This window comes from Streptomyces sp. NBC_00249, from assembly GCF_026342355.1.
GTDB lineage: Bacteria > Actinomycetota > Actinomycetes > Streptomycetales > Streptomycetaceae > Streptomyces.
On record NZ_JAPEMV010000003.1, the window covers coordinates 336,934 to 357,031 of the forward strand.

Annotated in this window: 14 protein-coding genes and 2 pseudogenes; 10 read left to right on the forward strand and 6 right to left on the reverse strand. The window is 71.9% G+C overall.

Features of this window, described 5'->3' with window-relative positions; translation table 11 throughout:
- Positions 1 to 9 precede the first annotated feature (9 nt).
- Positions 10 to 576 (forward strand): hypothetical protein, encoded by a 567-nt coding sequence (locus OOK31_RS15800; RefSeq protein ID WP_267013158.1) that lies wholly within the window; start codon positions 10 to 12, stop codon positions 574 to 576.
- On the opposite strand, the gene OOK31_RS15805 is transcribed toward OOK31_RS15800, so the two are convergent.
- Positions 494 to 1,324, reverse strand: a complete 831-nt coding sequence (locus tag OOK31_RS15805; protein WP_267013159.1) for an IS5 family transposase — start codon at positions 1,322 to 1,324, stop codon at positions 494 to 496. The genes OOK31_RS15800 and OOK31_RS15805 overlap by 83 nt on opposite strands.
- A gap of 475 nt (positions 1,325 to 1,799) precedes the next feature.
- Here OOK31_RS15805 and OOK31_RS15810 point away from each other — a divergent pair, with 475 nt between their 5' ends.
- The 7 genes and pseudogenes from OOK31_RS15810 to OOK31_RS39395 form a co-directional block, all read left to right on the forward strand.
- On the forward strand, positions 1,800 to 2,786 hold the full coding sequence (locus OOK31_RS15810) for an alpha/beta hydrolase family protein (RefSeq protein ID WP_267013160.1): 987 nt from the start codon (positions 1,800 to 1,802) through the stop codon (positions 2,784 to 2,786).
- Between the two features lie 17 nt (positions 2,787 to 2,803).
- Complete coding sequence (locus OOK31_RS15815) at positions 2,804 to 4,363, forward strand: peptidoglycan DD-metalloendopeptidase family protein (RefSeq protein ID WP_267013161.1); 1,560 nt, start codon at positions 2,804 to 2,806, stop codon at positions 4,361 to 4,363.
- Between the two features lie 11 nt (positions 4,364 to 4,374).
- Entirely contained in the window at positions 4,375 to 5,844 is a 1,470-nt protein-coding gene (locus OOK31_RS15820; protein ID WP_267013162.1) for a hypothetical protein, read from the forward strand.
- 27 nt (positions 5,845 to 5,871) lie between these two features.
- On the forward strand, positions 5,872 to 7,899 hold the full coding sequence (locus OOK31_RS15825) for a family 43 glycosylhydrolase (protein ID WP_267013163.1): 2,028 nt from the start codon (positions 5,872 to 5,874) through the stop codon (positions 7,897 to 7,899).
- 477 nt (positions 7,900 to 8,376) lie between these two features.
- Positions 8,377 to 9,186, forward strand: a complete 810-nt coding sequence (locus OOK31_RS15830; protein WP_267013164.1) for a serine/threonine protein kinase — start codon at positions 8,377 to 8,379, stop codon at positions 9,184 to 9,186.
- Entirely contained in the window at positions 9,183 to 10,622 is a 1,440-nt protein-coding gene (locus tag OOK31_RS15835) for a serine/threonine-protein kinase (RefSeq protein WP_267013165.1), read from the forward strand. The genes OOK31_RS15830 and OOK31_RS15835 overlap by 4 nt, the downstream gene beginning before the upstream one ends.
- Positions 10,623 to 10,802: 180 nt before the next feature.
- Positions 10,803 to 11,105, forward strand: a pseudogene (locus OOK31_RS39395) (lanthionine synthetase LanC family protein); the annotation flags it as partial.
- A 105-nt stretch (positions 11,106 to 11,210) separates the two neighbouring features.
- Here OOK31_RS39395 and OOK31_RS15845 read toward each other — a convergent pair.
- Positions 11,211 to 11,339 (reverse strand): annotated as a pseudogene (locus OOK31_RS15845) (FKBP-type peptidyl-prolyl cis-trans isomerase); the annotation flags it as partial.
- Between the two features lie 36 nt (positions 11,340 to 11,375).
- The gene (locus tag OOK31_RS15850; protein WP_267013166.1) at positions 11,376 to 12,359 is read right to left on the reverse strand and encodes a LuxR family transcriptional regulator; all 984 of its coding nucleotides are present in this window, start codon (positions 12,357 to 12,359) and stop codon (positions 11,376 to 11,378) included.
- A 151-nt stretch (positions 12,360 to 12,510) separates the two neighbouring features.
- Here OOK31_RS15850 and OOK31_RS15855 point away from each other — a divergent pair, with 151 nt between their 5' ends.
- Positions 12,511 to 13,923, forward strand: a complete 1,413-nt coding sequence (locus tag OOK31_RS15855; protein ID WP_267013167.1) for an aminopeptidase P family protein — start codon at positions 12,511 to 12,513, stop codon at positions 13,921 to 13,923.
- A gap of 271 nt (positions 13,924 to 14,194) precedes the next feature.
- Here the strand turns inward: OOK31_RS15855 and OOK31_RS15860 are convergent, their stop codons facing one another.
- From OOK31_RS15860 to OOK31_RS15870, 3 genes are all read right to left on the reverse strand, one after another.
- A complete protein-coding gene (locus OOK31_RS15860) occupies positions 14,195 to 14,626 on the reverse strand; it encodes a hypothetical protein (protein ID WP_267013168.1) in 432 nt (143 codons plus the stop codon).
- Positions 14,627 to 14,799: 173 nt separating this feature from the next.
- Entirely contained in the window at positions 14,800 to 16,152 is a 1,353-nt protein-coding gene (locus OOK31_RS15865) for a phenylacetate--CoA ligase family protein (RefSeq protein WP_267013169.1), read from the reverse strand.
- A 361-nt stretch (positions 16,153 to 16,513) separates the two neighbouring features.
- Entirely contained in the window at positions 16,514 to 18,814 is a 2,301-nt protein-coding gene (locus OOK31_RS15870) for a helix-turn-helix domain-containing protein (protein ID WP_267013170.1), read from the reverse strand.
- 391 nt (positions 18,815 to 19,205) lie between these two features.
- On the opposite strand from OOK31_RS15870, the gene OOK31_RS15875 reads away from it, so the two are divergent.
- Positions 19,206 to 19,952 (forward strand): MerR family transcriptional regulator, encoded by a 747-nt coding sequence (locus OOK31_RS15875; RefSeq protein WP_267013171.1) that lies wholly within the window; start codon positions 19,206 to 19,208, stop codon positions 19,950 to 19,952.
- The last annotated feature ends 146 nt before the right edge of the window (positions 19,953 to 20,098 follow it).

Consider the following 20,098-nt stretch of genomic DNA (forward strand, 5'->3'; position numbering starts at 1 on the left):
GAGGGTGCGATGCCGTCGGTGTTGGGGTTGATGGAACAGCGTGAGGCGCGGGCGAGGCAGGATCTGGAGTCCTGGACGGAGGTCCTGGAGCAGGCTCAGGCGGAGGTGGATGCCGCGCGGGAGCGAGTCGAGCGGGCCCGGGTGGGGCGTGAGGAACTCGTGTCGGTGCTGGCCGAGGAGAGCCCCGTGATTACGCCGGTTTCCGTGCCGTCTGGTGGTGAGACGGCTGCCGCCGTGGGATCGAGCGGCCCCGGCGCGGGGCATGGCGAGAGGCCGCCGGTGCGGCGATCGGGCATGGGTGAAGAGGTGCTCAGCGGCCTGTATCGGGAGGTGTTCGCCGCGGTGGTGGCTGCCTCGGGGCCGGTGAACGGAGTGGAGCTGACGCGGGCGGTGGGCCGGGAAGCGGAGATCAAGAACGAGGTGGAGAAGATCCGGCACCGTGCCTACGTGCTGGAGAAGCGGGGCTGGCTGGTGCGGGCGAAGGACGGACGGTTCATGCCCGCGCCCGGGGCAGTCGGCCGGGACGCTTCTCCGGCCAGCGCGGGGCGTCCGCGGCCAGGCGCCGGGACAGCCTGATCACAGCGGCCCACCACACCATCTGGGCGTGGTGGTCGAGGCGGCGTTCGTGGTCGCGGTTGAGGCGGCGTGAGCGGGAGAGCCAGCTCAGCGTTCGCTCCACCACCCACCTGCGGGCCAGCACGACAAATCCGCGGTGTCCGTCGGATCGGCGCACGACCTCGATCCGCACTCCGTGCCGGGCGAACGCCTTGGCCAGGGCAGGGCCCTGGTAGGCGCTGTCGACCCACACCAGTTTCAGCAGCCGGCGCGGCTGGTCCATGAATGTCTCCAGCAGCGCGGGAGCGGCCTTGGAGTCGTGCACATCGGCTGTGGTCACAGTGACCTCCAGGAGCAGGCCCTCGGTGTCGGTCAGGATGTGACGCTTGCGCCCGTCACGTGATTTCCCGCCGTCGTATCCGCGACTTTCCGCACCGACGGTCTCGGAGGCGTCCACCGACTGACTGTCGATGATCCCCGCGGATGGCTCGGCGTTCCGCCCTTCGTGTTCCCTGGCCGTGCGACGCAGCCGTTCATGCAGTTCACGCACGTAGTCGTAGGCCCGCCAGCGGCGGAAGAAGTCGTAAACCGCCCGCCAGTACGGGAAATCGACCGGCAGAGCCATCCACTTCACACCATTGTCGACCAGGTAGCGCACCGCATCGAGTATTTCGCGGTGGCAATACCCCTCGGGACGCCCGCCCTGCTTGAGGAGCCAGGCCGGCACCGGCATCGCGGAACGGACCTCGGCCCACTCCGCATCCGTCATGTCACTCGGATAGCAGGCCGCCCGCCGCCCCGGAACGATCGAACCGAACCGGTGCACGTAGCAGTCACACCCAGGAGTGACCGCGGTGGACGAAGACACAGAGATACTGCTCAACTGATCGGGCAACGGGCTTCCTTGGGCGTGCTGGGTGTCGTAACCGCGTCACTACCATGGGGCCCGTTCTTTCATGCCCACGGTCGCACCCGTACCTCCGTCCAGATGATCACCCGTGCCCGCATGCCTCGAACGAAATCCGGTTTGCCACAACGCACTAAGACTCGCGACGCTTTGCCCGTCAGGCCCGTCAGGCCCGTCAGGCCCGTCAGACCACAGAGGCCCTAGGGGACGCGAGCCGGTTTTGTCAGCCCGTAAGGTTCCGGATACTCCTCCCGGGCGGGGATCGCTAGCTTCCAAACTTCCGGTGCCGCTGGAACGGCGGCCGGATCCCCAGCCAGCCCGCCCACAGGAGGTCACTTTGACCGCGCAGAACCCCACCCGCCGAAGCATCCTCAAGTCCGCCGGCGGGCTCACCGCCGCGGTGGCCCTGGGAACCGGCGGCGTTCTCGCGTCGGCGTCGGCGGCCTCGGCGGCCGGCGACGGCTTCGGCCTGCACATCACGGAACGCGGCGAGCAGGATCACCGGATGTGGTACTACCGGTTCCAGACCGCCGCCATCGGCGGCTGGACCCCGGCCGTCAACGTGCTGCTCCCCGACGGCTACCACACCAGCGGTCGCCGCTACCCCGTCCTCTACCTGCTCCACGGTGGCCTGGAGGACTTCATCACCTTCGACCGGCTCCACGACATCCGGGGTCTGACCGCATGGAAGGACCTCATCGTCGTGATGCCCGACGGCGGGCGTGCCGGCTGGTACTCCAACGCGGTGAGCTCCAATATCGGCGCCCGGGACTGGGAGCACTTCCACATCGGGCAGCTGATCCCGTGGATCGACGCGAACTTCCGCACCTACGCCGAGTACGACGGCCGCGCCGTCTCCGGGTTCTCGATGGGCGGCTTCGGCGCCCTGAAGTACGCGGCCAAGTACTACGGCCACTTCGCCTCGGTCAGCGCCCACTCCGGCCCGGCCAACCTGCGCGGGGGCAATGGCGACCTGGTGACCCACTGGGCCAACGCCTCCTCCGCGGCCGTGGAACTGAACGGCGGCAGCATCTACGGCGTGCCCTTCTGGGACCAGGCCCGGGTCAGCGCGGACAACCCGTGCGAGCGCATCGAGAGCTACAGGCACAAGCGGGTCTTCCTGGTCGCCGGCACCACCCCCCAGGACATTCAGGGTTACGCCAACGAGACCCTGGTGCTCGCCACCCAGCGGGAGTTCAAGTGGAACCTCGACCGCGCGGGCATCCCCTACGAGCAGCATGAGGTGGACGGCGGCCACTGGGTCCGCCGGAATCTGCTGGAGGACGACATCAACGGCGTCATCGACCGCCTGCGCAAGGCGTGACGGGGGGACCTCGCGTGATGTCCGTCCTCTCCCGAGGCATGTCCGGGCAGCTCCCCGGGCGGGTGCTCGGGCTTCTTCTCGCGCTGACCGCGATCCTCGCACCGGGGCTCGCAGTCGCCTCACCGGCCGGGGCGCAGACCGCTTCCTCCCCGGTCCCGGCCCGGGCCGCCGGCATCGCCGCCGCCTGCCCGGCCGCCGGCGACATCACCCAGTACTACAGCTGGGAGCACAACGGCATCGACATCGCCAACGTCCGCGGTACCCCGATCTACGCGGTCGGCGACGGCGAGGTGACCATCTCGGGATACGAACCCGGCTACGGGCAGTGGATCCGCATCCTGCACCCCGATGGCACCATCACCGAGTACGGCCACATGTACCGGCGGGATGTCCAGCAGGGCGAACGTGTGAGCGCCGGGCAGCAGATCGCGCTGATGGGCAGCGAGGGCCAGTCCACCGGGACTCATCTCCACCTTCGGGTCTGGGGGAACGCGGGCGCGTCCGTGCGTGTCGACCCGATTCCCTACCTGGCAGAACGCGGCATCAACATGCCCTGCATACCCGGCAGTCATCCTGGTCCCGCGCCGTTGGTGTATCCCGCGGAGTCGGGTCGTGTGGTGTCGGCGCGGTCGGGGGACGGGCGTCTTGAGGTGTTCGCGGCCGGGGCTGATGGTGTGCACCATGCCTGGCAGGAGAGCGTCAACGGGGCTTGGTCGGCGTGGGAGTTCGTCGCGGGGCCCCAGGGTGCGGAGTTGGCGATCGGGCCGAACGCCGATGGCCGGCTGGAGGTGTTCGCGATCAATGGCCAGGTTCTTCAGCACCGTTACCAGAACCAGCCCTCGGGTGGCTGGTCGGGCTGGGAGGACTTCGGTGAGGGTGGCCGTGATGTCGCTGTGGGCTCCAATGGTGACGGCCGGCTCGAGGTGTTCGCTTCCGGCCCGGAGAAGGTGTTCCACCGGTTCCAGACGGCCCCCAATGGTGGCTGGTCGGGCTGGGAGGGGACTGGTGGTGGTCCGGGGGAGAGCCGTATCGAGATGGCGAAGGCGCCGGACGGCCGGCTTGAGGTGTTCGCTCTGAGTGGTGAGGTCTTCCGGCATCTGTATCAGGAGTCCGTGAATGGTGGTTGGTCCTCTTGGGAGGACTTCGGTATCGGTGGTCATGACTTGACGGTCGATCACAATCTGGACGGTCGGCTCGAGGTGTTCGCTTCAGGGCCCGTCGGTGTCTTCCACCGGTATCAGACCGGTCCGACCAGTTGGTCGGGCTGGGAGGAGACGGGTGGTCTGGCGAACTCGCAGTTGACGAGTCAGCGCACTGTGGACGGGCGGGTCGAGGTGTTCGCGATCAACGGCAGTGATGCCCAGCACATGTGGCAGACCGGGGTGAACACCGCTTACGGCCCGTGGGAGTCCTTCGGTGCCGGTGGTACGGAGATCACGGCCGTGGCCAATGCCGACGGCCGGATCGAGGTCTTCGGGACCAATCCCACCGGGGTCTACCACCGCTGGCAGACCGGCCTCTCCACCTGGTCCCAGTGGGGCTGGCTCAAGGACACCGCCGGACCGGCGATCAACTGAGGAGAAGGCAGATGAGAGCCACTCAGCGCGCTCGAAGAGCGCCCCATCGCATCATTCTGTCCGCGTTCGTCTCCCTGTGTGTGGCGGCGGGAATCATGGTCGGCGTCACACAGCCGGCCTCCGCCGCCGGGAGCGACCTGTGTGCGGAGGTCGGGTACAACGCGGGCTTCCGGGGCGAGAGCCTGGTAACCGCCGTCGCCGTCGCCCTGGCGGAGTCCAGCTGCAATCCGCAGGCGTCCAACGTCACGAACAACAGGCCCCCGTCCACCGACCGTGGTCTGTGGCAGATCAACGACTACTGGCACGCCGAAGTCAGCGACGCCTGTGCCTACGACGCGCAGTGCAATGCGAAAGAGACCTTCCGGATATCCTCCGGGGGCACGGACTGGAGCCCTTGGTCCACCTACAACCAGGGCCACCATCAGCGGCACATGGACACGGCGCGCGCCGCCGTGGACCGTCTTGGCCACCCCGGGCCTGGTCCCGCGCCGTTGGTGTATCCCGCGGAGTCGGGTCGTGTGGTGTCGGCGCGGTCGGGGGACGGGCGTCTTGAGGTGTTCGCGGCCGGGGCTGATGGTGTGCACCATGCCTGGCAGGAGAGCGTCAACGGGGCTTGGTCGGCGTGGGAGTTCGTCGCGGGGCCCAAGGGTGCGGAGTTGGCGATCGGGCCGAACGCCGATGGCCGGCTGGAGGTGTTCGCGATCAATGGCCAGGTTCTTCAGCACCGTTACCAGAACCAGCCCTCGGGTGGCTGGTCGGGCTGGGAGGACTTCGGTGAGGGTGGCCGTGATGTCGCTGTGGGCTCCAATGGTGACGGCCGGCTCGAGGTGTTCGCTTCCGGCCCGGAGAAGGTGTTCCACCGGTTCCAGACGGCCCCCAATGGTGGCTGGTCGGGCTGGGAGGGGACTGGTGGTGGTCCGGGGGAGAGCCGTATCGAGCTGGCGAAGGCGCCGGACGGCCGGCTTGAGGTGTTCGCCCTGAGTGGCGAGGTCTTCCGGCATCTGTATCAGGAGTCCGTGAATGGTGGTTGGTCCTCCTGGGAGGACTTCGGTATCGGTGGTCATGACTTGACGGTCGATCACAATCTGGACGGTCGGCTCGAGGTGTTCGCTTCAGGGCCCGTCGGTGTCTTCCACCGGTATCAGACCGGTCCGACCAGTTGGTCGGGCTGGGAGGAGACGGGTGGTCTGGCGAACTCGCAGTTGACGAGTCAGCGCACTGTGGACGGGCGGGTCGAGGTGTTCGCGATCAACGGCAGTGATGCCCAGCACATGTGGCAGACCGGGGTGAACACCCCCTACAGCCCGTGGGAGTCCTTCGGTGCCGGTGGTACGGAGATCACCGCCGTGGCCAACGCCGACGGCCGGATCGAGGTCTTCGGGACCAATCCCACCGGGGTCTACCACCGCTGGCAGACCGGCTTCTCCACCTGGTCCCAGTGGGGCTGGCTCAAGGACACCGCCGGACCCGCGATCAACTGACAGCAAACGTTCCTCTGGAGCCTTCTCGTGCATCCGTTCAGCAGGCGCCACCTGCTGCGCGCGGCCGGAGCGGGAGCCCTTGCGCTCCCGCTCACGGGCCGTGCCGCAGCGGCGACCTCCGTCCCAGGTCCGGCGTCCCAGTGGGTGGGCGCCGGTTCCTTCACCCACGTCTACGACCCCTCCACGCCAGGCCGGCGCCGCTACCTCAACGACCACGCCCTGATCCGGGCGAACGGCCGGTGGCACCTGTTCAGCATCGTCGGTGACAGCGCGGCGCCCGGCGAGGCACCGGACAGTGCCGCGGAGGTCTCCTTCGCGCACGCCTCCGCGCCCGCCCCGTACGGCCCCTGGACCACCCACGCCGACGCGCTGACCGTCGACCCGGGCTACCACGGCGAGGAGCACCTGTGGGCCCCGCATGTCATCGAGGCCGGCGGCAGGTTCTGGATGTTCTACGCGGGCGGCGGCGCGAGCGGCGCCGCGATCAGCCTCGCCACGTCGGACGATCTGTTCACCTGGACGCGCGAGCCGTCCGGCCCGCTGTTCCGCGGGATCGCGGCCCGCGACCCGATGGTGCTGCGGGCCGACGGCGAGTGGGTCATGTACTACACGGAACTCTCGAGCCCGGGCGGCCGGCACGTCGTGGCCCACAGGCGCTCCACCGACCTGGTGCACTGGAGCGAGCCGGGCGTCGCGTTCACCGACCCGACCACGCACGCGACCGTCTCGGTCACCGAGTCGCCGTACGTCGTCGAACGGGACGGTTGGTACTACCTGTTCATCGGTCCGAGGGGCGGCTACGAGGGTACGGACGTGCTGGTGTCCCGGGATCCCTTCCACTTCGACCTCGCCGGGTACGCGGGCCACGTGGCCGGTCACGCCGTGGAGGTGATCGCCGACGGGGAGGCCTGGTACGCCGCCGCCGCGGGCTGGTTCCGCCACGGGCTGCACGTGGCGCCCCTCCAGTGGCGGGACACACCACCGCCGTGGCAGAGCGCGGACAACCCGGTGGCCGGACTCGACGCCGCCGGCCGCCTCACGGTGTTCGCGCTCGACGCCTCCGACCACTCGATGCTCCGGCGCGTCCAGCTCGACCCGGACGCCGACACCTGGTCGCCGTGGGAGAGGTTCGGCGGGCCGGCCGGTGCGGTGCCCACGCTCGGCCGCAACGCCGGCGGCGCGCTCGAGGTGTTCTCGCTCGCCCCGGAGGGAGTCAACCTGCACCACCGGGTCCAGCGGCCGGACGGCGGCTGGTACGACTGGGAGGAGTTCGGCGGGCCGGCCGGCGCCGCCCCCGCCGTCGCCCGTGACGCCGACGGCAGGCTGGAGGCGTTCGCCCTGAGCCCCGGCGGCGCGTCCGTCGCCCGGCGGCGGCAAGCGGCACCGGGATCCCGGGCCTGGGACCCGTGGGAGGCGGGCTTCGGCGGCGCCGCGGGCGCGCCACCGGTGGTCGCGGCCAACGCCGACGGCCGCCTCGAGGTCTTCGCCCTCGCTCCCGGCGGCGCCGGGATCTTCCACCGGTGGCAGGAGACCCCGGGCGGCGCCTGGACTCCCGCGTGGCAGCGTTTCGGCACCGCGTCCGGTGCCGCGCCGCGCGTGGCCGGGGACGGCAGCGGCCGGCTCACCGTCGCAGCGATCGGACCGTCGGGCGTGGGAACCTTCAGCCGGCGGCAGTCCGTTCCGAACGGAGGCTGGGACGAATGGCTGCCCATGTTCGGCTGGAGCGCCGCCGCCCCGGCGTTCGCCGCCAACGCCGACGGCCGCCTCGAGGCGTTCTCGCTCACGCCCGGTGGCGCCCGGCTCGGCCACCGCCGGCAGACCGTCCCCGGTGGAAGCTGGGATTCCGGCGGGGAGTTCGGGGAGCCCGGTATCAGGCTCGCCGCCACGCCCGCCGCCGCGTCCGATGCCACCGGGCGCACGCACGTCTTCGCCGTCACCACCGAAGGCGGGATGCGCACCCGCGTCCAGCAGCGGCCGGGCGGCGGGTGGCGGCCGTGGACGGCCTTCGGCGACCGGACGGTCGCACCCGTCGTATCGGGCCGTCCCGCACTCTGAACCCGGAGTGCGGATCGCGCCAAGTGAAAGGGGCGAAAGGGCGGCTCCGCGGGGCCGTGACCGCCCCCGGGCACGGTGACCTTCCCCACCCCGGCAGGTCCCGTCTGCGACGTCCCGCGACCGGGGGCGCAAGGGCCGATCCCGCACGGCCGCCCGCGGTGTCGGTATGCCGCGCTCGCCCGCCGCGGCACGACAACTTCCCCCGAACCGCTCGCCAGAGAGTCGAAAACGACCCCAAACCGCCATCGCCGCAGGAGGGCCGGAGTGACCGGGGACACAGGCGGAGCCGCCCGCGAGGAGAGGGCCGGCGAGCCTCCCGGCAAGGGGCTCGGAGAGCCTCCCGGGGCAGCCGTTGCGGGCTGTCCGACCCGTCGGGCCGTCCCGGCCGAAGTGGCTGAAGTGCGCCGATGAACTCCCTTGAGAGATGAGTATTGTTCCACTCGTCGGTCCGGCACGACGCGTGGAACGGGGGGAGCGGTGAGCGGGGTAGTCGTCCATTTGCCGCAGGGGTGCAGTGGCGCCGACGACGGCGAACCGTACGGCGATGCGGTGACGTTACGGCTCGGACCGGGCGAAGTCGCCCGCTTCGGACGCGGATCCGCGCAGATCCCCGTGGAGCTCCGCCTCGCCGACGCGGCGATTTCCCGGCTCGCCGGGGAGATCCGCGTGACCGACGACCACTGGCAGTTGACGAACCACAGCACCACCCACAGCTACCTCGTGGAGAACCCGGAGGGCGCCGGGGAGTACCTGAGGGTCCCGCCCCGCCGGGTCGGGGCACCCGTCCCGTTCGAGTTCTCGCGCGTCGTGCTGCCCACCCGCAGCGACGTCCCCGTCTCCTTCCAGGTGTTCGCTCCCGATCACGTCTACCTGGACCCGGAGGCCATGGGCGCCCCCTGGGGCCGCCTCACGGTCACCGCCTACTCGCTGGACGAGACGGCCACCTACTTCCTCGTCCTCCTCGCGCTCTGCGAACCGCGCCTGCGCGACCAGTCCCGCGTCGCGGTCCCCACCACGCCACAGATCGTCGAACGGCTCAGGGGCCACGTCGCCTGCGCCACCCTGACCGCGCGAGCGGTCAGCTCGCACATCGACTACCTCGCCGAGGAGAAGCTGCGCATCGGCGCCTCGGACCCGCGCGAACCCGGCAAGGGCGACCGCCGCAACGGCAAGCGGGAGGAGATCGTCGGGCTCGCCCTGCGGTTCGGGCTCGTGCGCGAGGAGCACCTGACGCTGCTGCCACCCCTGACGGGGGCCGGCGGGCGGGAGCGGCAGACCACGCGATGACGACGCCCCACACCCTGCGCGACATCACGGAATGCGACGGTACGGACCTGCTCCCGCCCGGCCACCGGGTGCGGGGCTGGACGATCACCGACCTGATCGGGGCCGGAGGCTGGTCCACGGTCTACGCCGCACAGCCCGCCGACAGGTACCCGGACCGGACCGGCCGGGCCCCCGCGCACCCGTCCGCGGCACCCGCCGACATCGCTCTCAAAATCATGCCGACCGCCGGGTACGCCCCGCGCCAGACGCGCAGGATCGTGGAGTCCGCCCGCCGGGAGGTCGAACTGGGACGCGGGGCCGGGCACGCACGGCTGATCCGCCTGCTGGACTCCTTCGTCCTCGAGGCACCGGACCGCCCCGCCCTGGACGGCGCGATCGTGCTGGTCATGGAGCGGGCCGCGGGCAGCCTGCGGGAACTCCTCGACGCCGGGGTGGCCGAGGCCGACCGCGCCCGGCTGATCGCGGGGATCTGCGAGGGACTCGCCCACCTCCACCGGTCGGGTTGGGTCCACGCCGACCTCAAACCGGAGAACGTCCTGCTGGACGGCGGCCGTCGCGTGAAGCTCTCGGACTTCGGGCTCGCCACCCAGATGACGGGAACGTACGGGTACGCGCCCCCCATGGGCACCTTGGACTACCTTCCGCCCGAGCGCTGGCGGGCACCCCTCGGGGAGCTGGGCGTGAAGGTCCGGCCGAGTGCCGACATCTGGGCCCTGGGGATCATCATCCACGAGGTGTTCGGCTCCGGCGCCTCCCCGTTCTCCGGCGCCACGCCCATGGCGCGCGGCGCCGCCGTCCAGGAGTACGGCGAAGGGCGCGCGCCGCTGCGCATGGACCAGGCCGTGCCGCCGTTCTGGCGCGAGCTCGCCGCCGACTGCCTCGCCCCGACCCACGCGGCGCGTGCCCCGCACACCGCCGAGAGCCTGCTCGCCCGCATCACCGCCGAACAGGAGGCGCGCGGGAGGGGCGCGGGACGGCTGTGGGGCCGGGCCCGCGCCGCGATCCTCACCACCGCGCTCTGCGGGATCGCCGGTATGACCCTGTGGTCGGACGCGGCACGGTCGAGCGCCTCCGCACAGGACGGCCTGAAGGGCGCGGCGACCGGCACGATCCGGGTGTTCAATGCGGAGAAGGGCTGCCAGGAGCGGGCCGACCGGGACCCGCAGTGCAGTCTGGGCCTGGCGATCGACCCGATGCGCCAGTACACCGCGGACAACGTCGTACGGTCCCGGGTGTGGCACGGCGACGTCCTCGCGGTCGACTGCCAGCTGCCCGACGGCCGGGCCATCATCGACGAGGCGGACCTGCAGTCCACCCGCTGGTTCCACGTCCGCCTCCCGCCCGGCTCCACACCCCCCACGGCGTGGCTCCCCGCCGTCCGCACGAAGGACCGCCCGGCGCTGCAGGGGTGCCCGCACCCCGCGACCGGGCGCTGACGCTCCCGGCCCGTACCGTCACGCAAGCACGACCGAGTGAACTCTGGCGGGACCTTTCCTCCCGGCCCCCCGGGTACCGGCGTCGGGGACCGGCTGGTCTCCCTCGCTTACCGCGAAGGACCGCGCAGCAACTGGATCGGCCTGGAGCTCCTGGACGACCGCTACTGGCGGATCGGCCCGATGCCGGCCGACCTGGCCGACGGGTACACCGGACCGGCCCTGTTCCTGGCCCAGTTGGCGGCGCTCACCGGGGCCGGACACTACGCGGAGGTGGCCCGTACGGCCCTGGCGCCGGTGCCCGGGCTGCTCGACGCGCTGCGCGCCCGGCCCGCGGACCTCGGCGCGGTGGGCTCGGGGGCCTTCTCCGGACTGGGCGGCATCGCGTACGCGCTCGCCGAGACGGCACGGCTGCTGGACGATCCGGAGGTCGGCTCATGGGCGTTCGCCATGCTGCGGCTGGCGGGCGAGGCGGCTCTGTCCGAGAGGGAGCACGGGGTGGGCGCGGGCGTCGCGGGCGGGCTCGTCGCGCTGCTGGCCGCCCACCGAGCCGGCGCCGGTGCCGGGGCCGGGGACGAAGGGCAGGACACCTGGCGGGACGCGCAGGCCTGCGCGGACCCTCGTCCCCCTCACCCCCCGGTCCCAGCCCTTGATGACCTTGCCACTGCCCAGGGCGAACTTGTACGGCTCGCCCCGGTCCCAGGAGGCATCGAACTCCTTCCGACGAGGGCCTGCGCGCGGCGCAAGGGCCAGGCCTCAGAGCCAGCCGAGGCGCTGCGCCTGGGAACCCATCTGGAAGCGGTTCTCGGCGCCCAGGCGAGCCATCAGGATCTGGAGCCTGCGGAAGAAGGTACGGCGGCTGACGCCCAGTTCGCGGGCGACGACCTCGTCGCTCGCGCCGCCGGCGAGGAGGCGGAGCAGGCGGCGGTCGGCCGACGTCAGGCCGGCCGGCCGGGTGGCGCGGCCGTGCAGGGGGAGCGCCGCCTGCCAGGTCTGCTCGAACAGGGCGACCAGCGCGGACAGCAGACCGCACGGCTGCACCACCAGCATGGTGTTGTGCACGTCCGCCTCCCTGATCGACAGGGACACCAGTGCGTACGCCTCGTCGATGATCACCAGCTTGACCGGCACCGCCGGAGTCACCCTGGCCTGCTCACCGGCCTCGATGCACGGCTCGATCGCCGTCTCCAGCTGCCCGGGCACTTCCAGCGACGCCCTCGAGTAGACGACCCGCTGCGTCACCCCGCGGGCGAGCGTCGCCAGCGCGTCGTCGGTGGCGCCGGGCAGCGGGAAGTAGGGCGGTGAGTCCAGCTGCCGGATCTGCTCGCGGGCGCTGGCCCACGCGTGGCGCATCCGGGGTCCGACCGCGTCACCGGTCACCACCTCGACGAGGTTGTCGTTGTAGGCAGCGAGCCGCTGGCGGCGGAACGACTCGAACGCGCCGCCCACGGTGATGCGCGACTCCTCCAGCTCGGCCGCCCGGTGCCTGGCGAGGATCTCCAGGCCCGCGGCGGGCGGCACCGGCGCCACCACGTCCGCGCCCGCCACCGCGGCGCTGGCCAGTCCGGCATCGACCAGCTCGCCGTACGCCGCGGCGAGCCCGGCCCCGTCCAGTCCGGCCGCCTCCCCGATCGCGGACAGCGGAGCGGGGGCCAGCTCCAGCAGCGCCAGGTACACCCGGCCCGCCGGAGGATCGATCCCGAGCAGTCGCAGGGCCTCGCCCAGTCTCGCGTTCGCCATGCACCGCATTATCGGTGCTGCGAGGGCAACGAGTGGCCGATCAGTGCCACTGGCACGAGCAGACCCCTGAGGTGCACCGTTCCGCAGTACCGTCCGGGGGTCGCCGAGGCCCCTCGGCGCGGTCGAACCCGTCCGGAAGAAGGTGCACGGCATGGCGAAGGCCCGCAAGAACGGCCTCTACTCGGGGGTCTCCGGGGAACTGTCCGCTCTGATGAAGTCGGGTTGGGCCGACTCCGAGCAGCACGACCTCGCGCAGGACGAGCAGGCTCCGTACGCGGCCCGCCGCCGCGCCGCACTGTCCGCGCTGTTCCCCGGCGAGCGGCTGGTGATCCCGTCCGGCAACCTCAAGGCCCGCTCGAACGACGACACCTACCCGTTCCGCCCGTACTCCGGCTACGTCCACCTGACCGGCGATCAGGCCCGCGACTGCGCCCTCGTGCTCGAACCCCGCCCGGACGGCGGCCACGACGCGTGCTGCTACCAGCTGCCGCGGGACGGACGGGACACCGACGAGTTCTGGCTCGGCTACACCGCCGAGCTGTGGATGGGGCGGCGCCGCTCCCTCGCCGAGTCGGAACGCGTGCTCGGGCTGGCCTGCCGCGACGTCCGTACGGCCGCAGACGACCTGGGCGCAGCCCCTGACGCGCCCACCCGCATCGTGCGGGGCGTCGACCCGGTCCTCGAGGCGGCCGTCACCACCGACGCGGAGCGGGACGCCGAACTGGAAGAGGCGCTGAGCGGGCTCCGCCTCGTCAAGGACGCCTGGGAGATCGCCGAGATGCGCAAGGCGGTGGACTCCACCGTGCGCGGCTTCACCGACTGCGTGGGCGAGCTTTCGCGGGCGGTCGCGTCGTCCGAGCGGTGGATCGAGGGCACCTTCTTCCGCCGCGCCCGGCTGGAGGGCAACTCCGTCGGCTACGGCTCGATCTGCGCCGCCGGTGAGCACGCCACGATCATGCACTGGACCGACAACGACGGCCCGGTGCGCGTCGGCGACCTGCTGCTGCTCGATGCCGGCGTGGAGACGCACACGCTCTACACGGCCGACGTCACCCGCACGCTGCCGATCGGGGGCTCCTTCACGCCCGTCCAGCGCAAGGTGTACGACGCGGTGTACGAGGCCCAGGAGGCCGGCATGGCCGCCGTGAAGCCGGGGGCCGCGTACCGCGACTTCCACGTGGCGGCGCAGCGGTACCTGGCGGAGAAACTGGTCGAGTGGGGCTTCCTCGAGGGCCCGGCGGACCGCGCCTACGAACTCGGCCTGCAGCGCCGCTTCACCATGGCGGGCACCGGCCACATGCTCGGCCTGGACGTCCACGACTGCGCCGAGGCCCGCAACGAGGAGTACGTCGACGGCGTGCTGGAACCGGGCATGGTGCTCACCGTCGAGCCGGGCCTGTACTTCCAGCCGGACGACCTCACGGTCCCCGAGGAGTGGCGCGGCATCGGCGTCCGGATCGAGGACGACCTGCTGGTGACCGCCGACGGCCACGAGAACCTGTCCGGGGCCCTGCCGCGCTCGGCCGACGAGGTCGAAGCCTGGATGGCCCGCGTAGCAGGCTGACCGGCCGACCCGACGACCCGACGGCGCCTGACGGGCAAGAACCCCGGCCAGGCGCCGTTCCCTCGGCCGCCAGAAGCCACGGGGGTTGCCTCCTACTGCTTCGGCGCGCGCATGAAGTGCCCGTCGGCGGGCTCGGGTTCGCGCTTCAGCGCCTGGTCGGCGGCGTCGAGCGCCTCCTCGTGACAACGTAGAAGTGGGCAGGTCGGCGGGACATGTGGCGCATCATCACGGTCCGACCCGCTCCGGTGTGTCCCACCGCCACACGAGGCGACTACTGAAGAGCGACTCCGTCGGGCAGTTGGTGGCGCGGGTCGGGCTGTCCCTCGCCCAGCAGCTTTCGGAACAGGGTGCCGGGTCGGGCCCACAGGACGGAAGTGACGCGCGGGTTCGCCATCAGCGTCGGGCATTCCACCCGCTGCCAGGTGTTCCCTTTCCTGACGGCGTCGCCGAAAATGATCCGCACCTCACCTTGCGCGGCTTCGGAAAAACCCACTGAAGCGTTTCGCCAGAAAGCCGCGGCCCTTTCCGAGTAGTCGCAGTAGTACGGGGTGGGCAGGCCGAGGTCTTCGATCAGCATCATCATCGTCTGCCCGCCGTATTTCTCGGCACTGGCCTTCGCCGCCTGCTCGACCGACTTCCCCTTGTAGGTGCCGCTGTAGTACCAGAGGGCGGTGGGATCGCCGCGTTCCACGGCGCTGCGCATCTGCGCTCTCGTCACCCACCGGGACATGTCGTTCGTCTGCCCGGGAAGAATGACGCCGCCGCCGTTGGTCGGCCCCTCGTGCGCGAAGGGAACCGACTCGCCGACCGGCTCGGCCCTGATAGGCTCGTGGCCGGTCCGCCCGTGCGGCTGCCCGGGGGTGCCAGGGCGTGCCCTCACAGGTAGGCCGAGCGTTCGGGGGTGTCCGGCAGTGGCAGTCGCTGAACCACGGGGTTGCGCTTGCCGTTCGCGGTGAACAGGAAGTCGTCGTGCGGGCGGTGGCGCAGGCGAAAGCCCTGCCGGGTGCCGAAGTACGCGTCGAGACGGGTGTTGATGTCCCGTACGCAGGCCGCGGCGGCTTCCGCCGGGCCGACGGTCACGAGGTCGAGGGTGCCCGGTTCGTACTGGACGACCTGGAAGTCCGGCAGGCCGGCGGCGGCCAGCGCGGCCAGCAGCGCGTAGGGCGAGTAGACCGTTCCGTCGAGACCGACCAGGCTGGTGCGGGCCCGGCCCAGCAGACCGTCGGTCACGGTGCCGGGCAGGCCGCACCCGCAGGCGGTCGGCCGGGGCGCGAGGTCGCCCGTCACGTAGCGGATGACCGGCATGGGGGTGGACAGCAGCGGTGTCAGGACGACTTCGCCCGCCCGGCCGTCGCCGACCGGCTCGATCTCGGGCAGGACGAGGTCGTCCTGGAAGTGCATCCGCCGCTGCTCGCATTCGAAGGCCGCGTATCCCGTCTCGGACGTCGCGTACAGCATGGTCACCGGACGGCCGAACGCCTCCTCGACGATACGGCGGCCGCCGTCGGGCATGTGCTCGTACGTGGCGACGACGCCGTGCGGGCGCAGGGTGATGCCGCGGTCCAGGCAGTACCGGGCCAGGGCGACGACGCGGCTGGAGGAGCCGGTGATCTCGTCGACCGGGAAGCGGCCGACCACGGCCTCGTAGTCGGCGACGATGCCGGGCGTCCCGGGGTCGTAGCCGCGCAGGTTCCACTTGACGTAGGGGCGGGGCAGCATCACCGCTTCGACGAGCGGGGTGCCGGGGAAGAGCAGTCCCACATTGAGGACGGTGCCGCTGTCCGGCAGACCGAGGAAGGCGCTGAACCGCTCGCGGATCACCCTGTTCGACAGTCCGCCGGTCTCCGCGGTGGACAGCAGGGTGACGGGCTGCCCGGTGCTGCCGCCGGTCTGGGTGAGGAAGAACGCGCCGGGGGCCATCCGGCCGGTCCCGTCGCGGCTGATGAAGTCGGCGAAGTGCTCGCGCAGGTCGCTCTTGCGGGTCAGCGGGAAGTCGCCCAGGCCCAACTGCTCGCGGTCGCGGTCGCGAAGGGCGCGGTAGTGCGGGACCTGTTGCGCGGCGGTGGCCAGCAGCTGGTCGAGGCGCTCGCGCCCCCGGCCGGGATCGTAGGGAGCCAGGCTCTCGATCTCCCGGCGCTTCTCCCGGAACCAGGCGGACGATGCCTTGCGTGTGATGCGCTCGCGCAGCCGCTGGAAGTCGAGTGCCAGATCGCTCGGCGGGTTCAACACACAGTCCTCCTTGTGGACGAGGGCCGGGTGCCGGCGGCATGCGCCGGCACCCGGCCCGGGAGAGGCGACGTCAGATGCGCTCGAGACCGCCCGAGATGGCCTCCAGGTCCTCGTCGCCGACCTCGATGTCCAGCTCGTCGGACGCGGTCGCCGGGGTGGTGTTCTGGGTGTCGCTCATGATTCCTCCGCAAAAGGGTGCCAGCTGAATTCCGACGGAAACCGTTCGGGGAATGACCGCCCGGCCCTGTCGGCCCAAGTCGTCTCCGGGGCGGGACGATTCGAAGCTAGGACCCCCGGCACAAGACCCACAAGGATTTCCCGACGCATGCTCAGGAGCGTGCAGGGAAAGCGCTCGACCGTTTCACCGATTCGTGCCGCCGTCGGGCCGGCCCCTCAAGTGGGCGGCGGCTTCCGCCTGGCGGGGATGGTTCAGTTCCGTGAGGGCGCGGTGGGCCTTGACGAGAGCGGCGCGGGCCTCCTTGTGGCGGCCGAGGTGGTGCAGGGCGATCCCCAGGTCGAGGCGGGCAGGTGCGCTCCAGGCCGGCATGTCTGCCGCTTCGAAGGCGGTGAGCGCCTGGCGCAGAGGGGCTTCCGCCTCGGACCAGCGGGCGAGCTCGACGAGGTCGCACCCCAGGTGGTGGAGGGTGGCGGCCTGGTAGACGGCCATCAGGTCGGGTGACTGGCCGGGGATCCCCGCGCGGCAGATGGCCTCGCTGCTGCGGTGGATGGCGAGGGCCTGACCGGCCTGGCCGGTCTCGCGCAGCACGACGCCGAGGGTGTTGAGGGTGGTCAGCTCGGCGAGACGGCCTTGCGGGGTGGTGTTGTCGCGGTGGCAGGCGGCGGAGTCGCGCAGCCAGGCGATGGCCTCGTCGGTGCGGCCCAGGCGTTTCAGCGCGCCGGCCCCGTAGCCCAGGGCCCAGCCCATCTGGAGCCGGTCGCCGCTCTCCCGGGCCGCGGTGAGGGCCGCGTACGCGGTCTCCAGGGCGGCAGGGTGATCGTAGGCGCACATGTTGTAGGCCCAGGCGAGGTAGTTGAGGTGCACGGCCTCGTCCGCCCGGCTGCCCAGCGCGCGGGCGGCCGCGACGGAGAGCCGGAACACCTCCACCCACTGCTCCCAGTGCTGGGTGCGGTCGGAGAACCAGTGCATGGCCTCGGCCGTGTCGATGACCTGCCGGTGCCATCCGGCGGCCTGGGCGTGGTGGAGTGCCCAGAGCCATTGGGAGCGTTCGGCTTCCAGCCAGGCACGGGCCGGTTCGCGGCCGGAGGGGGCGGTCACGGGATCGGGGTCGTCGTCGGGGGCAGGGCGGTGCTCCGCGTCGAAATGGAGCGCCGCGGCCCTGGCACGGGCCAGCATCCAGCGGGCGGCGCGGTCGCGGGCGCCCGAGAGGGCGGCCGGGTCGTCGTCCGTGGCTAGCTGCTCGGTGGCGAACAGTTTCAGGAGATCGTGGAAGCGGTAGCGCTCGGATTCCGGATGGGGCTGGAGCAGACCGCGGTCGGCCAGGTCCTGGGCGCACAGCCGGGCCCGGCGCAGCGTGGTGCCGGCCAGCAGGGCGGCGGTCTCCGGGCTGAAGTCGGAGCCGGCCGCCAGGGCGGCGCGCCGCAGCACGGTACGGGCGGTCGGGGTGAGCCGGCGGTAGGACAGCGCGAACGCGGCCCGCATCTCCAGGCTGCCGGCCCTCAGGGCGTCCAAGCGGCTTTCCTCGTCGGCGAGTTGGGCGACCAGCTTGCCCAGTCGCTCCTGCGGCCGGACCGCCAGGCGCTGCCCCGCGATCCGGACGGCCAACGGCAGGTGGCCGCACAGATCGGCGAGGTCGCGGGCGGCCCGGGCCTCCTGGACGACGCGCTGTGCGCCGATGATCCGGGTGATCAGTTCGACGGACTCCTCGCTCCGCAGCAAGGCGAGGTCGATACGGTGTGCGCACTCCAGGCCGGCCAGCGCGTGGCGGCTGGTGACGACGGTCAGCGAGTTGCCGTGCCCCGGGAGCAGCGGGCGGACCTGGTCCTCGTCGGCGGCGTTGTCCAGCAGCAGGAGCAGCCGACGGGCGGCGGTGATCGAGCGGAACAGGCCGGTGCGGTCCTGGGTGTCGTGAGGGACGGCGCGCTCGGTCACGCCCAGGGCGCGCAGCAGGCGGCCCAGTACCTCGCGCGGGTCGGCGGGCCGTTCGTCCATGCCGCGCAGATCGACGGCGAACTGGCCGTCGGGGTGGTGCGGGGCGAGGGCGTGCGCGGCGTGGACGGCGAAGGCGGTCTTGCCGAGACCCGGCTGTCCGGTGACGACCGCGACGGGTGCCGGATCCCCTCCCGTGCGTTCCGCCAGGGCGCGCAGGCCGGCCAGGGCCTGGGTGCGGGCGGTGAAATCGCTGAGGTCGCGCGGCAGCGGCAGGGCGGCAGAGGGGGCGGCGGCCGGGCGTGGACGGGGCCGGCCGAGTGCCGCGACCCGTTCCAGGTCCCCGCGGTCCGCGGCGTCCAGGGCGAGCGCCCCGGCCAGGGCCTGCACGGTACGGCGCTGCGGCCCGCGCGTGCGACCGCGTTCCAGGTCGACGAGGGTGCGGACGCTCACTCCCGCGGCGTGCGCGAGCCGTTCCTGGGTGTGGCCGGTGCGGACGCGCAGGCTGCGCAGCAGCTCCCCGAAACCGCCGGGCGCGGATCCGCCGCCGCTCATGGTGCCGCTCCCCCCGGCAGCGGCCCACGGCCGAGGCCGGCGGGACCGGATGCTGGTGGATGGCCGTCGGCAGAGGCTCGGCAGGGCTGCCGCACGTGGAACGCTCCTCGTGGTGCCGCGCTCCCCCGGGGACGGCGCGAGCTGTACGACAGAAGTATGCCGGATGCAGTCCTGCGGATTGAACTGCCTGGTCAGCGCTGTCGGGTGCGTGCTCGACTGGGTCCGGCCCCGCTGCCGGGCCCGTCGGGTGACGGCGGTGACCACCGCCGCGCCGCACCGTGCCGGCCCCCTCGCCCGGACCGGCGCCCCCGTCGCGCCGGGTGTCCGGCGCCATCGCCCCGTTCACGCCCCAACGTCCGCCGGTCGGCCCCGGCCCGTGGAAGGACCCATCATGACATCGAGCCCCCTGCCCCGTACGAGCCCGGATCGTCCGGCTGCCCGCTACACCGTGGAGGAACTCTCCAGGATCGTCGGCATGTCGCCGAGGAACGTACGGGCGCACCAGTCCCGCAAGCTGCTGCAGCCGCCGGTCCGCAGAGGCCGGGTCGGCTACTACGACGACACGCACGTGCGCAGGCTGGAACACATCGTTTCGCTGCAGCGGCAAGGCTTCAACCTGGTGTCCATCAGCGCCATTCTCGGTGCGGAGAGCCACGACGACGACCGGGAGAAGCTCACCGCCGCCCTGCAGCGCGCGCTCCGGGAAAGGCCCGGCGTCTTCCACTCCCTGAACCGGCACGGCCTGCTCGGCTGGGACGAGGACGGCGCCGTGCGCATCGCCCGGCCGGGCGTCCTGCGTGCCGCCCTGGACCTCGTCCGGGCGGGAATCCCCGCAGCGGTCACCCTGCAGTGCCTGGCGCGGCTGCTGGACCGGATCGACGGCGCCGCCGAGGAGCTGATCAGGATCGTCGGCGCGGACATCCTCCCGCTCAACCTGCCGTCCCCCGACCGGGATCCGGCCGCCGGACCGGACGACCACAGCACCGGCGTATTCGCCCAGCACCTCGTGGAACTCCTGGCGAGCGTCTTCCGCGCGGCTGCCGAGAACCACGGCCGGGAACTGGCCGCGGACCTGCTGGCCAGCAGCCACGGGGCCGCGCTCTGGGTCGAGGAATCCGTCGTCGTCGAGAACGGCTGAGCAGCCCGGCCCCTCCCCGGGCGGACCGGTGACACCGATCCGTGCAGCGGTCGAACCGCTGCTGGTCACGGGATCGATCCTTTCGCCGGGGACCGGCCCCGTCCGCCGTACGGTCAGTGCCGGCCGGGTTGCCGCAGGCGTTGCGG